The 17,438-nt window shown below is 62.5% G+C and carries 12 protein-coding genes; 8 read left to right on the forward strand and 4 right to left on the reverse strand.

All coding sequences use genetic code 11. From position 1 onward, the window contains the following. The first annotated feature begins 2 nt into the window (after positions 1-2). From ACQ4WS_RS10925 to ccoS, 6 genes are all read left to right on the forward strand, one after another. Positions 3-2,111, forward strand: a complete 2,109-nt coding sequence (locus tag ACQ4WS_RS10925; RefSeq protein ID WP_436476117.1) for an EAL domain-containing protein — start codon at positions 3-5, stop codon at positions 2,109-2,111. Between the two features lie 195 nt (positions 2,112-2,306). Beyond that, on the forward strand, positions 2,307-3,968 hold the full coding sequence (locus ACQ4WS_RS10930) for a methyl-accepting chemotaxis protein (RefSeq protein WP_436476118.1): 1,662 nt from the start codon (positions 2,307-2,309) through the stop codon (positions 3,966-3,968). Positions 3,969-3,992: 24 nt separating this feature from the next. Continuing rightward, positions 3,993-5,441, forward strand: a complete 1,449-nt coding sequence (gene hemN, locus ACQ4WS_RS10935; RefSeq protein ID WP_436476120.1) for an oxygen-independent coproporphyrinogen III oxidase — start codon at positions 3,993-3,995, stop codon at positions 5,439-5,441. Between the two features lie 9 nt (positions 5,442-5,450). Next, a complete protein-coding gene (locus tag ACQ4WS_RS10940) occupies positions 5,451-6,221 on the forward strand; it encodes a sulfite exporter TauE/SafE family protein (protein ID WP_436476122.1) in 771 nt (256 codons plus the stop codon). Between the two features lie 22 nt (positions 6,222-6,243). Next, a complete protein-coding gene (locus tag ACQ4WS_RS10945) occupies positions 6,244-8,670 on the forward strand; it encodes a heavy metal translocating P-type ATPase (RefSeq protein WP_436476124.1) in 2,427 nt (808 codons plus the stop codon). Positions 8,671-8,673: 3 nt separating this feature from the next. Continuing rightward, a complete protein-coding gene (ccoS, locus tag ACQ4WS_RS10950) occupies positions 8,674-8,859 on the forward strand; it encodes a cbb3-type cytochrome oxidase assembly protein CcoS (protein ID WP_436476126.1) in 186 nt (61 codons plus the stop codon). On the opposite strand, the gene ACQ4WS_RS10955 is transcribed toward ccoS, so the two are convergent. From ACQ4WS_RS10955 to ACQ4WS_RS10970, 4 genes are read right to left on the reverse strand one after another with little or no spacing between them, the layout of a single operon-like run. Continuing rightward, positions 8,847-10,169 (reverse strand): hypothetical protein, encoded by a 1,323-nt coding sequence (locus ACQ4WS_RS10955; protein ID WP_436476128.1) that lies wholly within the window; start codon positions 10,167-10,169, stop codon positions 8,847-8,849. The genes ccoS and ACQ4WS_RS10955 overlap by 13 nt on opposite strands. Before the next feature lie 17 nt (positions 10,170-10,186). After that, positions 10,187-11,509: a hypothetical protein gene (locus ACQ4WS_RS10960; RefSeq protein WP_436476130.1), complete on the reverse strand. Its 1,323-nt coding sequence runs from the start codon at positions 11,507-11,509 to the stop codon at positions 10,187-10,189. A 17-nt stretch (positions 11,510-11,526) separates the two neighbouring features. Continuing rightward, positions 11,527-12,999, reverse strand: a complete 1,473-nt coding sequence (locus ACQ4WS_RS10965; RefSeq protein WP_436476132.1) for a virulence factor — start codon at positions 12,997-12,999, stop codon at positions 11,527-11,529. Further along, entirely contained in the window at positions 12,999-15,083 is a 2,085-nt protein-coding gene (locus ACQ4WS_RS10970; protein ID WP_436476134.1) for a T6SS effector phospholipase Tle3 domain-containing protein, read from the reverse strand. Before ACQ4WS_RS10970 ends, ACQ4WS_RS10965 begins: the two co-directional genes overlap by 1 nt. A gap of 297 nt (positions 15,084-15,380) precedes the next feature. On the opposite strand from ACQ4WS_RS10970, the gene ccoN reads away from it, so the two are divergent. Both ccoN and ccoO read left to right on the forward strand, forming a co-directional pair. Next, positions 15,381-16,808, forward strand: a complete 1,428-nt coding sequence (gene ccoN / locus ACQ4WS_RS10975) for a cytochrome-c oxidase, cbb3-type subunit I (RefSeq protein ID WP_436476136.1) — start codon at positions 15,381-15,383, stop codon at positions 16,806-16,808. Between the two features lie 15 nt (positions 16,809-16,823). Continuing rightward, a complete protein-coding gene (gene ccoO, locus ACQ4WS_RS10980) occupies positions 16,824-17,438 on the forward strand; it encodes a cytochrome-c oxidase, cbb3-type subunit II (protein WP_436476138.1) in 615 nt (204 codons plus the stop codon).

The raw sequence follows: 17,438 nt of genomic DNA on the forward strand, positions 1-17,438 counted from the left end.
CGATGAGCGACCAGCAGAAACGTTTGCAGATGGCGCTGGAAGCGGCGCACATGGCGATCTGGGATTCGCGCATCGTCGCTGGCCAGGTCATCGACGGCACGGTCATCTGGTCGGCCAGGGGCGCGGCCCTGCTGGGTCTCGGGGAGCGCGCCCTGACACATTCTTTCCCCGCTTTCCTCGACTGCGTGCATGCCGATGACCGCGACAAGGTAGTCGGGGTGCTGCAGGACGGCGTGCGCCGGCGCGGCGGCTACGCCCTGCAATACCGCGTCGTCTGGCCCGACGGCAGCGAACACTGGCTGGCGGCCAAGGCGCATATCTTCATGGATGCCGGCGGGCATCCCGAACGCACCCTGGGCATCATCTGGGATGTCACCGAGCACATGTTGCGCGAAGTTATGATCGCCGAGCGCAAGGAACTGGCCGAAGTGACGCTCAACTCCATCGGCGACGGCGTCATCACCACCGATCCGTTCGGCAAGACGCGCTACCTGAACCGGGTGGCCGAGCAATTGACGGGCTGGAGCAACGAGCTGGCCCAGGGCCTGGACATCTGGGAAACCCTGAACCTGGTCGATGAACACACGGGGGAGCCGCTCGATCACGTGGCCATCAAGTGCTTGCGGCAGCGCCAGGCCATCGGCATTTCCGCGCATGCGCAACTGGTCACGCGCGAAGGGCGGCGCATCGCGGTGGAAGAGTCAGCCGCGCCCATCTGGTCGCGCGACGGCGACATCCTCGGCGCCGTCGTCGTGTTTCGCGACGTCAGCCATGAGCGCAAGCTGAGCCAGCAATTGTCGTGGCAAGGCACACACGACGCCCTGACGGGCCTGATCAACCGGCGCGAATTCGAACACCTGGTGGCCGGCGCCCTGCACACGGCCAAGCAGGATGGCCACGTGCATGCCCTGCTGTACCTGGATCTGGACCAGTTCAAGGTCATCAACGACACTTGCGGCCACGGCGCCGGCGACGTGCTGCTGCAATTGCTGGCCAAGATGCTGCAGGCACAAATGCGCGACAGCGACATCCTGGCGCGCCTCGGTGGCGACGAGCTGGGGGTGCTGCTGCCCCACTGTCCGCTCGAGCATGCGCGCCTGATCGGCGAACAGCTGCGCCACTCCGTGCGCGAATTCCGTTTTGCCTGGGACGAACGCAGCTTCGAGCTGGGCGTGAGCATCGGCATGGTGGAAATCAGCCAGGACAGCAAGTCCATGAGCGAGCTGCTGAGCGCCGCCGACCAGGCTTGCTACCTGGCCAAGGAGCAGGGCCGCAACCGCATCCATGTCTACCAGGAGTCGGACGTCATGCTGGCGCAGCGGCATGGTGAAATGCTGTGGATTTCGCGCCTGAACGAAGCGTTTGCACACGATTATTTCCGCCTGTACGCCATGCCCATCGTGCACCTGCGCGACAGCCCGGAACAGCACGACGAAGTGCTGATCCGCATCCGCAACGGCCAAGGCGAGCTGATACTGCCGGGCGCCTTCATTCCGGCCGCCGAACGCTACGACATGATGCTGTCCATCGACCGCTGGGTCATCCGCGCCGTCTGCCAGCATATCCAGAGGGTGCGCGACAGCCTGCCGCCTTTGGCCGCGCTGGCGGAAAGCCGGCGCCGCACACCGGCCCTGTATTCCGTCAACCTGTCGGGCATGTCGCTGGCCGACACGGGCCTGCAAGACTACATCACCGGGCAGTTCGTGCAGTTCGCGATAGCGCCCGAGCAAATCTGCTTTGAAATCACGGAAACGGCCGTCATCGCCAACCTGCCCAAGGCGCAAGTGTTCATGCGCCAGCTCAAGGCCATAGGCTGCCGCTTTTCGCTTGACGACTTCGGCAGCGGCTTTTCCTCGTTCGGCTACCTGAAGGCGCTGCCCGTCGACTATTTAAAGATCGACGGCGTCTTCGTGCGCGACATCGCCACCAACGCCATCAACCGCGCCATGGTCAAGGCCATCAATGAAGTGGGGCACGTGATGGGCTTGAAAACGGTGGCCGAATACGTGGAAAATGCGGAAACCCTGGCCATCATCCGCGAACTGGGCATCGACTACGCGCAAGGCTACGCCGTGGGCAACCTGCGCCCCCTGACGGCGGGCATCGATTAGCCAGTGCCGGCAAACAGTAACTTTAAAACAATGCCGCATTGCTATCGCTAAATGCGTGCAAGCACGACCAATCTGGAGGATTTTGATCTACATCAATAAATTTGCGCAGACGACTCCTTACACTGATCTCCATTCTTGCAATCGTGCAAGTCTTACTCACTAATTAGCTCTTTAACTGATCAGGAAGCCGCGACCATGCGCCAAAATTTGCCAGTGACTAACCGTGAAGTCCTCGTCTTGGACGATCAGGCCATCGTGTCGAAAACGGATATGAACGGCAATATCGTGTATGTGAACCCCTACTTCAGCCAGGTCAGCGGCTTCAGCGAGGCAGAGCTGCTCGGTTCGCCGCAAAACATCGTGCGCCACCCGGACATGCCGGCCGAAGCATTTGCCGACCTGTGGGCCTCGATCCAGGCCGGCACGCCGTGGACGGGCCTGGTCAAGAACCGCTGCAAGAACGGCGACTTTTACTGGGTGCGCGCCAACGTCACGCCCATCCGCGAAGCGGGCAAGACCATCGGCTACATGTCGGTGCGCGTGAAAGCGGACAAAGACCAGGTCAAGGCGACCGAAGAAGCCTACGCGGCCATCCGCAACAAGGAAGGCGGCAACATCGTCATCAAGAACGGGCAAATCGTGCGCCCGGGCCTGGCGCACCTGCTGCATAACCTGACGCACATGTCGCTCAACCTGCGCATCTGGGCGGCCACCTCCATCGTCAACTGTTTGCAACTGCTGGTGTGCGTCATCAGCCTGTTCGCCAGCGGCGGCAAGATCACCAATTACGCCATCTTCGGCGCCACCCTGTTCGGCTTCCTGATCAACGTTTTCCTCTGGTACACCTTGCGCACGTCCGTGCTCAAGCCGCTGGGCAAGGCGCTGAACGGCGCGCGGGCGATTGCCGCCGGCGACCTGTCGGGCAGTTTTGAGACGGAAAGCACGGATGAAGTGGGGCAATTGCTGCGCGCACTGCAACAGATGAACAGCAACCTGATCGCCACCATCCGCGATGTGCGCATCAACGTGGAAACCATGGCTGTGGCCACCAAGCAAATCGCCGTCGGCAATATGGACCTCTCGGGCCGCACGGAATCGCAGGCGGCCAGCCTGGAAGAGACGGCCTCGAGCATCGAGGAATTCTCGTCGACGGTGAAACAGAACGCGGACAACTCGGTGCAGGCAAACGAGCTGGCCCTGGCCGCCTCGAAAGTGGCCGTGCAGGGCGGCGAGATCGTTGCCGAAGTGATCACCACCATGGACGACATCAACACTTCGTCGAAGAAAATCGTCGACATCATCGGCCTGATCGAAGGCATCGCCTTCCAGACCAACATCCTGGCCCTGAACGCGGCCGTGGAAGCGGCCCGCGCCGGTGAGCAAGGCCGCGGCTTCGCCGTAGTGGCGGGCGAAGTGCGCAACCTGGCGCAGCGCTCGTCCGTGGCGGCCAAGGACATCAAGCAACTGATTGAAATTTCCGTCGGCAAGGTGGGCGCCGGCATGCTGCAGGTGAACCGCGCCGGCGCCACCATGGAACAGGTGGTCAGTTCCGTCAAGCAGGTGACGGCCATCATGCAGGAAATCTCCATCGCCTCGCGCGAACAGAGCATCGGCGTCGACCAGGTCAACCAGGCCATCGCCCACATGGATCAGGTGACGCAGCAAAACGCGGCCCTGGTGGAAGAGGCCGCCGCCGCCGCCACGCGCCTGGCGGAAGAAGCGGCCAGCCTGTCGCAAGCCGTGAGCCTGTTCAATTTCGGCAAGATGCCGCCACCGCGCCGCGTCGCCATGCCTGGCGGCAAGGGAGGCGCCGCGAACATGGGCAAACCCGCCGCTCTGAAACGCCTGGCCGCCTAAACCTTTCAAGACTTTACACACATCATGCCTACACTACTCAGCAGTGCTTCCGCCGACCTGGACGCCGTCGTCGAATTCGACCCGGTCATCATCGGCAAGATGAGCCAGTCCGGCCCCCGCTACACGTCCTATCCGACCGCCGACCGTTTCCATGCCGACTTCGGCTACGGCAACTTCCTCGAAGCGCTGGCCGCGCTGCGCATGCGTGGCGGCCGCCGTCCGCTGTCGCTGTACGTACACGTGCCGTTCTGCGACACCTTGTGCTACTACTGCGCCTGCAACAAGATCATCACGAAAGACCGCAGCAAGGCTGCCACCTATCTCAGCTATCTGAAACAGGAAATCGCCATGCAGGGCAAGCTGTTTGCCGGCATGAACCAGATCGAGCAGCTGCATTTCGGCGGTGGCACCCCGACCTACCTGAGCGAAAAGCAGATGGATGAACTGATGGCGCACCTGCGCCAGCATTTCGAGTTCGCTTCCGATGCAGACGGCGAATATTCGATCGAAATCGACCCGCGCACCGTGTCGCGCGAGCGCGTGTTTTCCCTGCGCGCACAAGGTTTTAACCGTATCAGTCTGGGCGTGCAGGATTTCGACGCCGACGTGCAAAAAGCCGTCAACCGCATCCAGCCGGAAGCGGAAACGGTGGCCATCATGCAAGCGGCGCGCGACGCCGGTTTCCGCTCAATCAGCATCGACCTGATCTACGGTTTACCCAAGCAGAGCCTGGAGACCATGACGGAAACCTTGCGCAAGGTCATTTCCGCCAGCCCCGACCGCATCGCCCTGTACCACTACGCGCACATGCCGCACCTGTTCAAGCCGCAGCGCCGCATCCTCGACGCCGACATGCCCGACAGCGCCACCAAGCTGGCCATGCTGGGCCTGTGCATCGCGCGCCTGACGGCCGCCGGCTATGTCTACATCGGCATGGACCATTTCGCCAAGCCGACGGACGACCTGGCCGTGGCGCAGCGGCAAGGCCGCTTGCACCGCAACTTCCAGGGCTATTCCACGCGCGCGGAAGCGGATCTGATCGCCTGCGGCGTGTCGGCCATCAGTTCCGTCGGCGCCGTCTACAGCCAGAATGAAAAGACGCTCGATGCGTACTATGAAAGACTCGATGAAGGCGTGCTGCCGATCGCGCGCGGCATCAAGCTCGATACCGATGATTTATTGCGCCGTATCATCATCCAGATGCTGATGTGCAATTTCGAATTGTCGATCGCCAGCATCGAGCAGGCGCACCCCGTCAAGTTCCGCAGCTATTTCGCCGCCGAGCTGGAAAAGCTGCGCGAACTGGCGCGTGACGGCTTGCTCGTCATCGAGGAAGACTGGCTGACGGTGACGCCGAAAGGGCGCTTGCTGATCCGCAATATCTGCATGGTCTTCGACCGCTACCTGACGCAGGCCCGCGCCAACGCGGCGCCAGACGCGGTGCAGCCGCTGCGCTACTCGAAAACAGTGTAGCGCCGCGCGATGAATGCTCTCAGCCTCGTGCCCATGTTCATGGTCGGCCTGGCCGGCAGCGTGCACTGCATCGGCATGTGCGGCGGCATCGTCGGTGCCCTGTCGCTCAGCGGCGGCGCACCGGCACCAGCCGCCCGTCCCGTGATTGCCATCGCCGTGGCGCGCCCCGCATTGCAGACAAGCTTGCCATCGAACGTGCTGCGCGTGCTGGCGTATAACGGCGGGCGCATCGTCAGCTACATGCTGGCCGGCGCCATGGCCGGCAGCCTGGCCGGTGCCGGCATGCTGCACCTGGCGTCACTACAAGTGGCCGGCTACTGGCTGGCCAACCTGATGCTCGTCGCCATGGGCCTGTACCTGATGGATGCCTGGCGCGGCCTGGCCCATCTGGAAGCGGCCGGCAATATCGTCTGGCGCCGCGTGCGCCCTTTGTTGAAACCCCTGATGCCGATGGATACGCCGCTAAAGGCGCTGGCCGTGGGCGGCCTGTGGGGCTGGGTGCCGTGCGGCATGGTCTACAGCGCGCTGCTGACGGCCATGCTGCAAGGTTCGGCCATCAACGGCGCGGCCGCCATGGCCGCCTTCGGCCTGGGTACCCTGCCCATGCTGCTGGGCATGGGTTTACTGGGCACGCGCCTGCGTACGCAGATGCAGCGCCGTCCCGTACGCATCGCCAGCGGCTTGCTGGTGCTGGGCTTTGGCTTGCTGGGCCTGCTGCGCGCCGCGAATGGCGTCTCGCTGGGCTGGCTCGACGCCCTGTGCGTCACGGGCCATCCATGAAAAGACGCATGAAAACAAAACTATGAATGCTGTTTTACAACCCTCTGCCTGCTTCCATTGCGGCTTGCCCGTCCCCGCCGGCTCCAGCTGGAACGTCACCATCGACGACGTGCCGCGCGCCATGTGCTGCCCCGGCTGCGAAGCGGTGGCGCAAACCATCGTCGACATCGGCCAGAGCGCCTACTACCGCGACCGCGACGAATACGCCGTCAACGCAGCCGATGCGACCATGGTGCCGCCCGAACTGCGTTTGTACAGCAATGACGACGCGCAATTCGCGCGCGACGCCAGCAGCTGCGAAGCGACCCTGTCCGTCGAAGGCATACGCTGCGCCGCCTGCGTCTGGCTGATCGAACGCCAGCTGACGCGCCTGCCCGGCGTGCAGGCGGCCAGCCTGAACGTCGCCACCGAGCGCCTGTACGTGCGCTGGAGCCGCGCCGAATGCGAACCGGGCGACATTCTGCAAGCCGTGCGGCAAGTCGGCTACACGGCCTATCCGTATGATGCCGTGCGCCATGGCGAACGCCTGCAAAAAGCCAGCAAGACCCTCGGCCGCCAGCTGTTCGTCGCCGGCCTGTCGATGATGCAGGTGATGATGTACGTGGCGCCCGCCTACCTGGCCGAGGATGGCACCCTGGACGACAACATGGCCAGCCTGATGCGCTGGGCCAGTTTGCTGCTGACCTTGCCGGCCATCTGCTATTCAGCCATGCCGTTTTTCCAGGGCGCCTGGGCCAGCCTGCGCGCGCGCACCCTGGGCATGGATGTGCCCGTGGCGCTGGGCATCCTGGCGGCCTTCTTCGGCAGCGTGGTGGCGACCTTTACGGGCCGCGGCGAAGTGTATTACGACTCGGCCACGATGTTCATCTTCCTCTTGCTGTGCAGCCGCTATTTCGAGCTGCAGGCGCGCCGCAAGGCCGCCTCGGCGCTGGAGCGCTTGCAGCATGCCTTGCCTGCCTCGGCCTCGCTGATGGCAGGCTTCCCGGACAACCGCGCCACCACCCTGGTGCCGGCCGGCAGCCTGGCCGTCGGCGACATCATTCTGGTCAAACCGGGCGAGGCGATCGCCGCCGACGGCGTCATCATCGAGGGCACGAGCGCGCTCGATTTATCCCTGCTGACGGGCGAAAGCGCGGCGCAGCGCAGGAAAACGGGAGAACAGGTGCCGGGCGGGGCCATCAATGCGAGTGCGGCCTTGATCTTGCGCGTGCTCAAGCCGGCGCGCGAAAGCACCTTGTCCGACCTGTTGAAACTGATCGAACGGGCCGGCAGCGGCAAGCCGCAGATCGCGCAGTGGGCCGATAAAGTGGCCGCCTGGTTCGTGCTGGGCCTGCTGCTGTTTGCCGTCGCCGTATTCGCCTTCTGGAGCTGGCACGACCCGTCGCAGGCGTGGCCCGTGGCCATCGCCGTACTGGTCGTGTCGTGCCCCTGCGCGCTTTCTCTGGCCACACCGACGGCGCTGGCGGCCGCCACCGACAGCCTGCTGCGGCGCGGCGTGCTGATCGTCCAGCCGCATGTGCTGGAAACCTTGCACCGCGCCACCCACATCGTCTTCGACAAGACGGGGACCTTGACCCTGGGCCGGCCTGTGCTGCGGCAAATCGAGGGCCTCGGCAGCATGACGGAAGACGCTTGCCTGCAGGTGGCCGCCGCGCTGGAAGCGGGCAGCGCTCATCCACTGGCGCAGGCGATCTTGGCGGCAGCGGGAGAACAACCGAGCATGCATGCGGAACAATTGCAGGAAGTGCAGGGGCAAGGCCTGGAGGGCATCGTCGATGGCGTGCGCTACCGCCTGGGCAACGCAGCGTTTGTCGCCGCCATCGCCGGGCCGCCGCTGGGCGACACGGCCGTCGGCATGCAGGGCATGACGCCGCTGTACCTGGGCACGCAGGGGCGCTGGCTGACGCGCTTCCTGCTCAGCGACGCGCTGCGCCCGGAAGCGCGCGAAGTGGTCGCGTATTTCCAGCGGCGCGGCAAGCAGGTCGTGCTGCTGAGTGGCGACCAGGAAGCGTTGACGCAAAGCGTCGCGACGGAACTGGGCATCAACACGGCGTGCGGCGAATGCCTGCCCGATGAAAAACTCGATTTCGTGCAGCAGTTGCAAGCGACGGGCGCCGTCGTGGCGATGGTCGGCGACGGCATCAACGACGCGGCCGTACTGAGCGCGGCCGACGTCTCGTTCGCCATGGGTTCCGGCGCCGCCCTGGCGCAGGCGCATGCGGACACGGTGCTGCTGTCGAGCCAACTGGTGTCCGTGCTCGATACGGCGAAAACGGCCGCGCGCAGCATGCGCATCATCCGCGAAAACCTGGGCTGGGCCACCCTGTACAATCTGACGGCCATCCCGGCCGCCGCGCTGGGTTTCCTGAACCCCTGGCTGTCCGGCGTCGGCATGGCTGCCAGCTCGGCGGTCGTCATCGCCAACGCCCTGCGCCTGCGGAAAGCCTGAACCATGGAAGCACTCTACCTCCTCATCCCCTTAAGCGTCGTGGTCGTCTTCATCGCCCTGTGGGTGTATTTCACGGCCTCGGACAGCGGCCAGTTCGACGACCTCGTCGGACCGGGCCTGCGCGTGCTGCAGGACGACGATACGCCGCCGCCCGAAGCGGCCGCCCCTGCGCCCACTCAACGCGAATAGCCTTGCGACCCCGGCCGCGCATCGAAGCGCCGGCCCCACCACGGTAAAAACACGGTATTGCCGCCACGTGCGCGGAACCACGGCTGTTCGTGGTCGACGGGCCGCACCACGGCCGGCGGCGCCACCACCACGGCAGTCACGCTCTCGCTGTCGCTGCTGCCAGCCACCAGCACGGGCCGGCCCACGTGGTTGGCATAAGCGATGGCCAGCGCCACGTTCGTCAGCACCGTGCCGGCACCCGTCTCGCCCAGCAGCGCCGGCATATTGAACGTCTGCTTGTTGAAGTCGAAGTCGGGCAATTGCTGCGTCAGGCTTTGCGCCAGCGGGCCGAGCCGTTCTGACGAGAACGGATAGACGGCACCCGCATCGTGGATGACGTAGCCGATGGCGTCATCGTTCAATTGCGCATTGCGGGCGGCAGCGTCGATGGCAGCGCTCCACGCCTGCACGGCGCGCGGGGACTGTCCCTTGTCTGCGCTGAAATCGGCGACCTTGCGCGTGGCGGGAAAGCCCAGCCAGGCCAGCGGCGCGCGGTCCGTCTTGTAGCCGGGACCGGCCAGCACCAGCAAGACCATGTTTTCATTGATCTGCTCATCCTTCGGCGGATAACTGGGCGCATCCCAGTTCATCACCCACACCGTCTTGTCGGGATTGGCTTGCAGGTAAGCCAGCCCCGCCGCCAAGGACGTAAAGCCCGCGTTGGCGCCGCCCATGGTGATGCGCACGTCGGGTGGCGTGGCCGTGGTCCAGGAATCGGGGAAGGAGGGGTTGCCGATGCTGAAGGTATCGACAATCTCCTCGCGCACATATTGCGCCGCTTCTACTGGATCAAGCCGTCCAGCCGGCAAGGCATATTCGATATGGATGCCGGCCAATTCGCGGCGCGTGGATTTGTCGGTCAGCGAATGGGCGTTGTAAAAATATTCTTCGTTCGAGAAATAAATATCATGAAACAGCGTGATCAATTCCTCCACATACTTTTCATGATACCCATTGAATGTTTCCCGCCCCTTGTTGCCGGAAGCAATCATGCCTATCGATTGCACCTTGCCAAAACGCACAGGGTTCTCTTTCACTTTGCTATCGTCCTTGTTCGGCTTGGCCAGGCCCAGTGTCCGCAACAGTTGCCATTCAGTCGGATAGTCGCGCCGCTGCAGGGGATTGAGCCACTGCACGCCCACGACTTGCGCCATGTACGGCTGCGCAGGCACAGCGGGTACGACGACGGCAACCGGTGCCACGACAGGCACCTTGCTGGCGCAAGCCGATAGCAGCATGGTCAGCATCGTTAGCATCAGAAAACGCTTCATCGCTGCTCCTGTCGAGATTAGCGCGAGTACCCTTGCGACCCCGGCCGCGCATCGAAGCGCCGGCCCCACCACGGTAAAAACACGGTATTGCCGCCACGTGCGCGGAACCACGGCTGTTCGTGGTCGACGGGCCGCACCACGGCCGGCGGCGCCACCACCACGGCAGTCACGCTCTCGCTGTCGCTGCTGCCAGCCACCAGTACGGGCCGGCCCACGTGGTTCGCATAAGCGATGGCCAGCGCCACGTTCGTCAGCGCCGTGCCGGCACCCGTCTCGCCCAGCAGCGCCGGCATATTGAACGTCTGCTTGTTGAAGTCGAAGTCGGGCAATTGCTGCGTCAGGCTTTGCGCCAGCGGGCCGAGCCGTTCTGACGAAACAGGATAGGTGCTGCCGGCATCGTGGATGACGTAGCCGATGGCGTCATCGTTCAATTGCGCATTGCGGGCGGCAGCGTCGATGGCGCCGCTCCAGGCCTGCACGGCGCGCGGGGACTGTCCCTTGTCGGCGCTGAAATCGGCGACCTTGCGCGTGGCGGGAAAGCCCAGCCAGGCCAACGGCGCGCGCTCCGTCTTGTAGCCGGGACCGGCCAGCACCAGCAAGACCATGTTTTCATTGATCTGCTCATCCTTGGGCGGATAACTGGGCGCATCCCAGTTCATCACCCACACGGTCTTGTCGGGATTGGCTTGCAGGTAGGCCAGGCCCGCCGCCAGTGACGTAAAGCCCGCATTGGCGCCGCCCATGGTGACACGCACCTCGGGTGGCGTGGCCGTGGTCCAGGAATCGGGGAAAGAGGGGTTGCCGATGCTGAAGGCATCGGTAATCGTTTCAACGACATACTTTCCCGCCTCGTCCGGATCAAGGCGTCCAGCCGGCAAGGCATATTCCACATGAATACCAGCCAGTTCACGGCGCGTGGATTTGTCGGTTAGCGAATGAGCGTTGTAAAAATACTCTTTGCTGGAAAAATATATGTCATGAAAGTGATAGATTAATTCGGTAATATATTTGTGATGGTAGCCTTTAAAGGTTTCGCTACCCTTATTACCGTAGGCAATCATGCCGATCGATTGCACCTTGCCAAAACGCACAGGATTTTCCTTTACTTTGCTATCGTCCTTGTTCGGCTTGGCCAGGCCCAGTGTCCACAGCAATTGCCATTCGGTTGGATAATCGCGCCGCTGCAGGGGATTGAGCCACTGCACGCCCACCACCTGTGCCATGTACGGCTGCGCGGGCACAGCGGGTACGACGGCGGCAACCGGTGCCACGACAGGCACCTTGCTGGCGCAAGCCGATAGCAGCATGGTCAGCATCGTTAGCATCAGAAAACGCTTCATCGAAGCTCCTGTCGAGATTAGCGCGAATAACCCTGCGACCCCGGCCGCGCATCGAAGCGCCGGCCCCACCACGGTAAAAACACGGTATTGCCGCCACGTGCGCGGAACCACGGCTGTTCGTGGTCGACGGGCCGCACCACGGCCGGCGGCGCCACCACCACGGCAGTCACGCTCTCGCTGTCGCTGCTGCCAGCCACCAGCACGGGCCGGCCCACGTGGTTGGCATAAGCGATGGCCAGCGCCACGTTGGTCAGCGCCGTGCCGGCACCCGTCTCGCCCAGCAGCGCCGGCATATTGAACGTCTGCTTGTTGAAGTCGAAGTCGGGCAATTGCTGCGTCAGGCTTTGCGCCAGCGGGCCGAGCCGTTCTGACGAGAACGGATAGACGGCACCCGCATCGTGGATGACGTAGCCGATGGCGTCATCGTTCAATTGCGCATTGCGGGCGGCAGCGTCGATGGCGCCGCTCCAGGCCTGCACGGCGCGCGGGGACTGTCCCTTGTCGGCGCTGAAATCGGCGACCTTGCGCGTGGCGGGAAAGCCCAGCCAGGCCAACGGCGCGCGCTCCGTCTTGTAGCCGGGACCGGCCAGCACCAGCAAGACCATGTTTTCATTGATCTGCTCATCCTTGGGCGGATAACTGGGCGCATCCCAGTTCATCACCCACACGGTCTTGTCGGGATTGGCTTGCAGGTAAGCCAGCCCCGCCGCCAAGGACGTAAAGCCCGCATTGGCGCCGCCCATGGTGACACGCACCTCGGGTGGCGTGGCCGTGGTCCAGGAATCGGGGAAAGAGGGGTTGCCGATGCTGAAGGCATCGGTAATCGTTTCAACGACATACTTTCCCGCCTCGTCCGGATCAAGGCGTCCAGCCGGCAAGGCATATTCCACATGAATACCAGCCAGTTCACGGCGCGTGGATTTGTCGGTCAGCGAGTGCGCGTTGTAAAAATACTCCTGATTAGAAAAGTAAATATCATGAAACAACATAATCATTTTGTACACATATTTCTCGTGAAACCCTACGAATGATTCTTCACCATCATTACCAGAAGCAATCATGCCGATCGATTGCACCTTGCCAAAACGCACAGGATTTTCCTTTACCTTGCTATCGTCCTTGTTTGGCTTGGCCAAGCCCAGTGTCCACAGCAGTTGCCATTCGGTTGGATAGTCGCGCCGCTGCAGCGGATTGAGCCACTGCACACCCACCACCTGCGCCATATACGGCCACGCGGGCACGGCGGGTACGACAGCAGCAACCGGTGCCGCGACCGGTGCCTTGCTGGCGCAGGCCGAGGTCAGAAAAAGCACGGCAAGCGCCAGCAGGGCTGGCATCAACAATAGTCGTTTCATCAGCAATCCTTCTTCAAGAGGAACGTCGATTGGCGGGGCCTGCAATACCGACCAGAGTGCAATGCCAAACGCCAGGCTAAATACGCACATGCTCCAGCCCAGCCTGCGCGGAAGAGTAGCAATCAAGTTGCGCATCAGGAGGTCTCCGGGCGCTTGTACATACGCTCATCCACTATCTCGGCAGGCATCCTTCCCGTACTGCCATCACATTGAACCCATTCCAGCAAAGATAATTGATTAAATTTTCCAGTGGAGAAATACTCAAAAAAGCTCTTGCTGGGCTTATCTTTCCCAACATCTTCCAACAACCGCCAATCTGCAATCACTCGTAAATTTCGCATCGCCTTCTCGCCGATATGACACACCCCAATCGCCACGTCATACGCCAGCGCCTTTTCAGCGTGCCGGGGATTGGTCAGGATGGTGGAGTGGTCGGTGGCATGCGTGTCGCAGGTTGCCGCCAGTTGCGCCTGGATTTCCTGCTTGCGCCATTCCAAATATTCCGGCGTGGCGGTGGACAGGTCGTCCTCCATCATCGCCTTGCCGTCATTGCCGTCCAGCTTCTCGCGGCGGGCCTTCATGCGCAGGCGGGCATGGTCTTCGTAGCGCAATGCCGCCTCTGTGTCGCGGTTGCCCTGCGGCGTGCCACCCACGCTTGTATCGGCATACGGCTCGCCTTTCTGACGCACCTTGTCCGCCTGGCGGTGCGTGCCGGGCGGCTCGATATCCTGATCGAACTGTAAGCTGGGTACGCCAAAGCGCATGGCCTGCGGTGCAAACACTTCCGGCAAGGCGAGCGCCGTCACGGGGATGCGCCAATCATCGGGCGGCACGGCATTGATGGGTGTCTTCAGCATCTTCATGAGGGCCGACATGGCGGCGGCCGTGCGCACGCTCGCCGCCTTGCCGGCCACACTGGTGCTGGCGCGCATGCCCTTGTCAGGATCGTATTTGGAGATCGGCGAATGCGGATGCCAGAAATCGGCGCTGCCCCGCGCGGGCTGGCGATAGTGATTGCTCCAATAGTCATAATCGCCGTGCTGGCCCACGGGAAAGCCTTGCGCAAACACCCGCTGGGTAAACACGCCGTCACCGCGCGTGGCCTTGATCTCTTCGGCGCTGAGACCCAACCAGCCGATGCCCTGGATGGGCGTGGCGGAAATCACCTGGTCGTGCGGATTGCAATACAGGGTGACGCGCCCGCGCGTGCCTTTCTGCGGGCCGCAGCCATGGCTGGCCTTGTCCTTGTCCAGGCTGAAATCATGTGTCTCGTTGTCCGCCATGCGGCGCAGGCAGGGATCGATGGCCGGTTCCGACGCCTGGCCCCGCACGATGTCGAAAAATGCCGCCAGGGTCTGGCGGCGCGCCTTGCCGCTTTGCCGGCCCACATTGCCATCGACATCCCTGACTTGCCCCTGCAACCAGCCTTCCGTGTCGTTTCTGCGCAACAGGCTGTACGGAGGGTTGCACAAGACATAAGTATCGGCCACGCAACGGCCACTTTTGCCTGCCGCATCCCGCACGTCGGGCATCTTGTTGCCCAGAAACGCGGCAGCGATGCCCACCATATTGCCCTGGCTGTGACACACCAGCGTGATGGGCACGTCGGCCTGCTGCCGGCGGATGGCCGCCACCAGGTGCGCCAGGCGCAGCGCGGCCAGCACAAAGTAGGGGCGCGGCGGGCAGGCATACACGATGCGGTCGTTGACGGGATTGAGATGCTCGATATGAATGAACAGGAAGAGGGCGTCCGACAAGCCCTCGCCCCACAGGTCCGGCAGCGAGGAGCAGCCATTGGCGAACGGGCCGCCGCCCCAATAATCGTGTTCGTTCAGGTAGACCGAATCGCCATACTGCTGCAATTCCTTGTCGCTGGCCTTGTAGCCCCAGCGGAACTGGATCACGGGCGAGAAGTGCGCTTGCGGCTCGATGAAGGTGCTGGCCGTATAGTCGGGATCGACATAGCCGTCATCGCTCAACTCGCTCCGGTAGCCCACCGGCGTCAATTGTCCGGCCTCGGGCGTGGCGTGGCACAGGTGCTCGTCGCAGCGCTTCATGCGCGTGTTCAGGCCCTTGCACAGGCCTGCTTCGGCCGCGCGGTACCACTCGCCGTCGGAATTGACGCCATGCACGAAGATGACGATGCCCGGCGACGGCATTTGCTGCAGGCAGTCGAGCAGGCTGTAGCTGAACAGGGACGTTCCGTTGAACTTTCCCACAACCAACTTAATATCTTCACCATCCGCTGGCGCGCTATCGGCATGACTCATGGCTAGCCCTCATCATGACTGGACTGTCCACTGTAAACCGTTGCTAATCTACATGTTTTAAGCTACATCAAGCCAGCGGTTGCAGGGATCTTGCATGGGTTTTTTGACCGAAATATCACTATATTTCGATGCCAGTTCGCTACGCTTATTTCATATAGGGAATTTTGATCCACATCAAAGTTTTTTCGCGGTCAAACACTTACTCTCTGGCCACCATCATAAATAGTAATTCCAGGGAGAGTCTTTGTGGATCAATCGCTGAACTATAACTACAAGATCGTGAAGCAATTCGCGGTCGCTACTGTGGTATGGGGCATCATCGGCATGCTGGTTGGCGTTATCATCGCCGCTCAGCTGGCCTGGCCTGCCCTGAACCTCGACATACCATGGCTGACATACGGACGCTTGCGTCCGCTGCACACGAATGCGGTGATTTTCGCCTTCGGCATCTGCGGCCTGTTCGCCACCTCGTACTACGTCGTGCAACGCACCTGCCAGGTGCGCCTGTTTTCCGACAAGCTGGCCGCCTTCACCTTCTGGGGCTGGCAAGCAGTGATTCTGGCAGCGGTGGTCACCCTGCCGCTGGGCATGACGCGCGGCAAGGAATACGCCGAGCTGGAATGGCCCATCACCATCCTCATCGCCGTCGTCTGGATCGCCTACGCCATCGTCTTCTTCGGCACCCTGATCAAGCGCAAGGTCAAGCATATCTACGTGGCCAACTGGTTCTTCGGCGCCTACATCCTGGCCGTGACGATCTTGCACGTGGTCAACGGCGCCGTCAGCCCCGCTTCAGCCACCAAATCCTACTCCGCCTACAGCGGCGTGCAAGACGCGATGATCCAGTGGTGGTACGGCCATAACGCGGTGGGTTTCATCCTCACCGCCGGCTATCTGGGCATGGTTTACTACTTCATCCCGAAACAGGCCGAGCGCCCCGTGTACTCGTACCGCCTGTCCATCGTCCACTTCTGGGCGCTGATCTTTACCTACATGTGGGCCGGCCCGCATCACCTGCACTACACGGCCTTGCCTGACTGGACGCAATCGATCGGCATGGTCTTCTCCCTGGTTCTCTTGGCACCAAGCTGGGGCGGCATGATCAACGGCATCATGACCCTGTCGGGCGCCTGGCACAAGCTGCGCACCGACCCGATCCTGAAATTCATGATCGTCTCGCTGTCGTTCTACGGCATCGCCACCTTCGAAGGTCCGATGATGTCGATCAAGACCATCAACTCGCTGTCGCACTACACCGACTGGACCGTTGCCCACGTACACGCGGGCGCCCTGGGCTGGGTGGGCTTCATCACCATGGGTTCGATCTACTACCTGCTGCCGCGCCTGGCGGGCCGCACGCAGATGCACAGCACGCGCCTGGTCGACGTGCACTTCTGGGTGGCCACCATCGGCATCGTGCTGTACATCGCCGCAATGTGGATCGCCGGCGTGATGCAGGGCCTGATGTGGCGCGCGGTCAATCCGGACGGCACCCTGACCTACACCTTTGTCGAGAGCGTGAAAGCAACGTATCCGTACTACGTGGTGCGCGTGGCCGGTGGCCTGCTGTATCTGTCGGGTATGTGCATCATGGGCTACAACACCTGGATGACCTTGCGCGGCAGCAAACTCCCCGTCGCCCGCATTCCGGAACTGAACGCGGCGCACGCCTGATAGGAGCGAAAGCAAATGAAATTTTCACATGCATGGATTGAGAGAAACCCCTGGCTGCTGATCGCCCTGGTCACGGTAGTGATCAGTATCGGCGGCGCTGTCGAGATCGTCCCCCTGTTCTTCCAGAAGAGCACGACGGAGCCGGTCGCCGGCCTGAAGCCGTACTCGCCGCTGCGCCTGGCTGGCCGCGACATTTACGTGCGCGAAGGCTGCTACAACTGCCACTCGCAGATGGTGCGCCCGCTGCGCGCGGAAACGGAACGCTATGGCCACTATTCGGTCGCTGGCGAGTTCGTCTACGACCGTCCGTTCCAGTGGGGTTCCAAGCGCACGGGGCCGGACCTGGCCCGCGTGGGCGCGCGCTACAGCGACGAATGGCACCGCACGCACTTGAACAACCCGCGCGACGTGGTGCCCGAGTCGAACATGCCGGCCTACCCATGGCTGGCGAAAACCAAGCTGGTGCCTGACGAGATCATGCCAAAGATGCGCGCGCTGAAACGCCTTGGCGATCCGTACAGCGATGCGGAAATCGCCGCCGCGCCGGCCCAGCTGCAGGACAAGACGGAAGAAGACGCCCTGGTCGCCTATCTGCAAGGCCTCGGTACATTAATCAAAACAAGGAATTAG

This window comes from Janthinobacterium leeuwenhoeki, assembly GCF_051380795.1.
GTDB lineage: Bacteria > Pseudomonadota > Gammaproteobacteria > Burkholderiales > Burkholderiaceae_D > Janthinobacterium.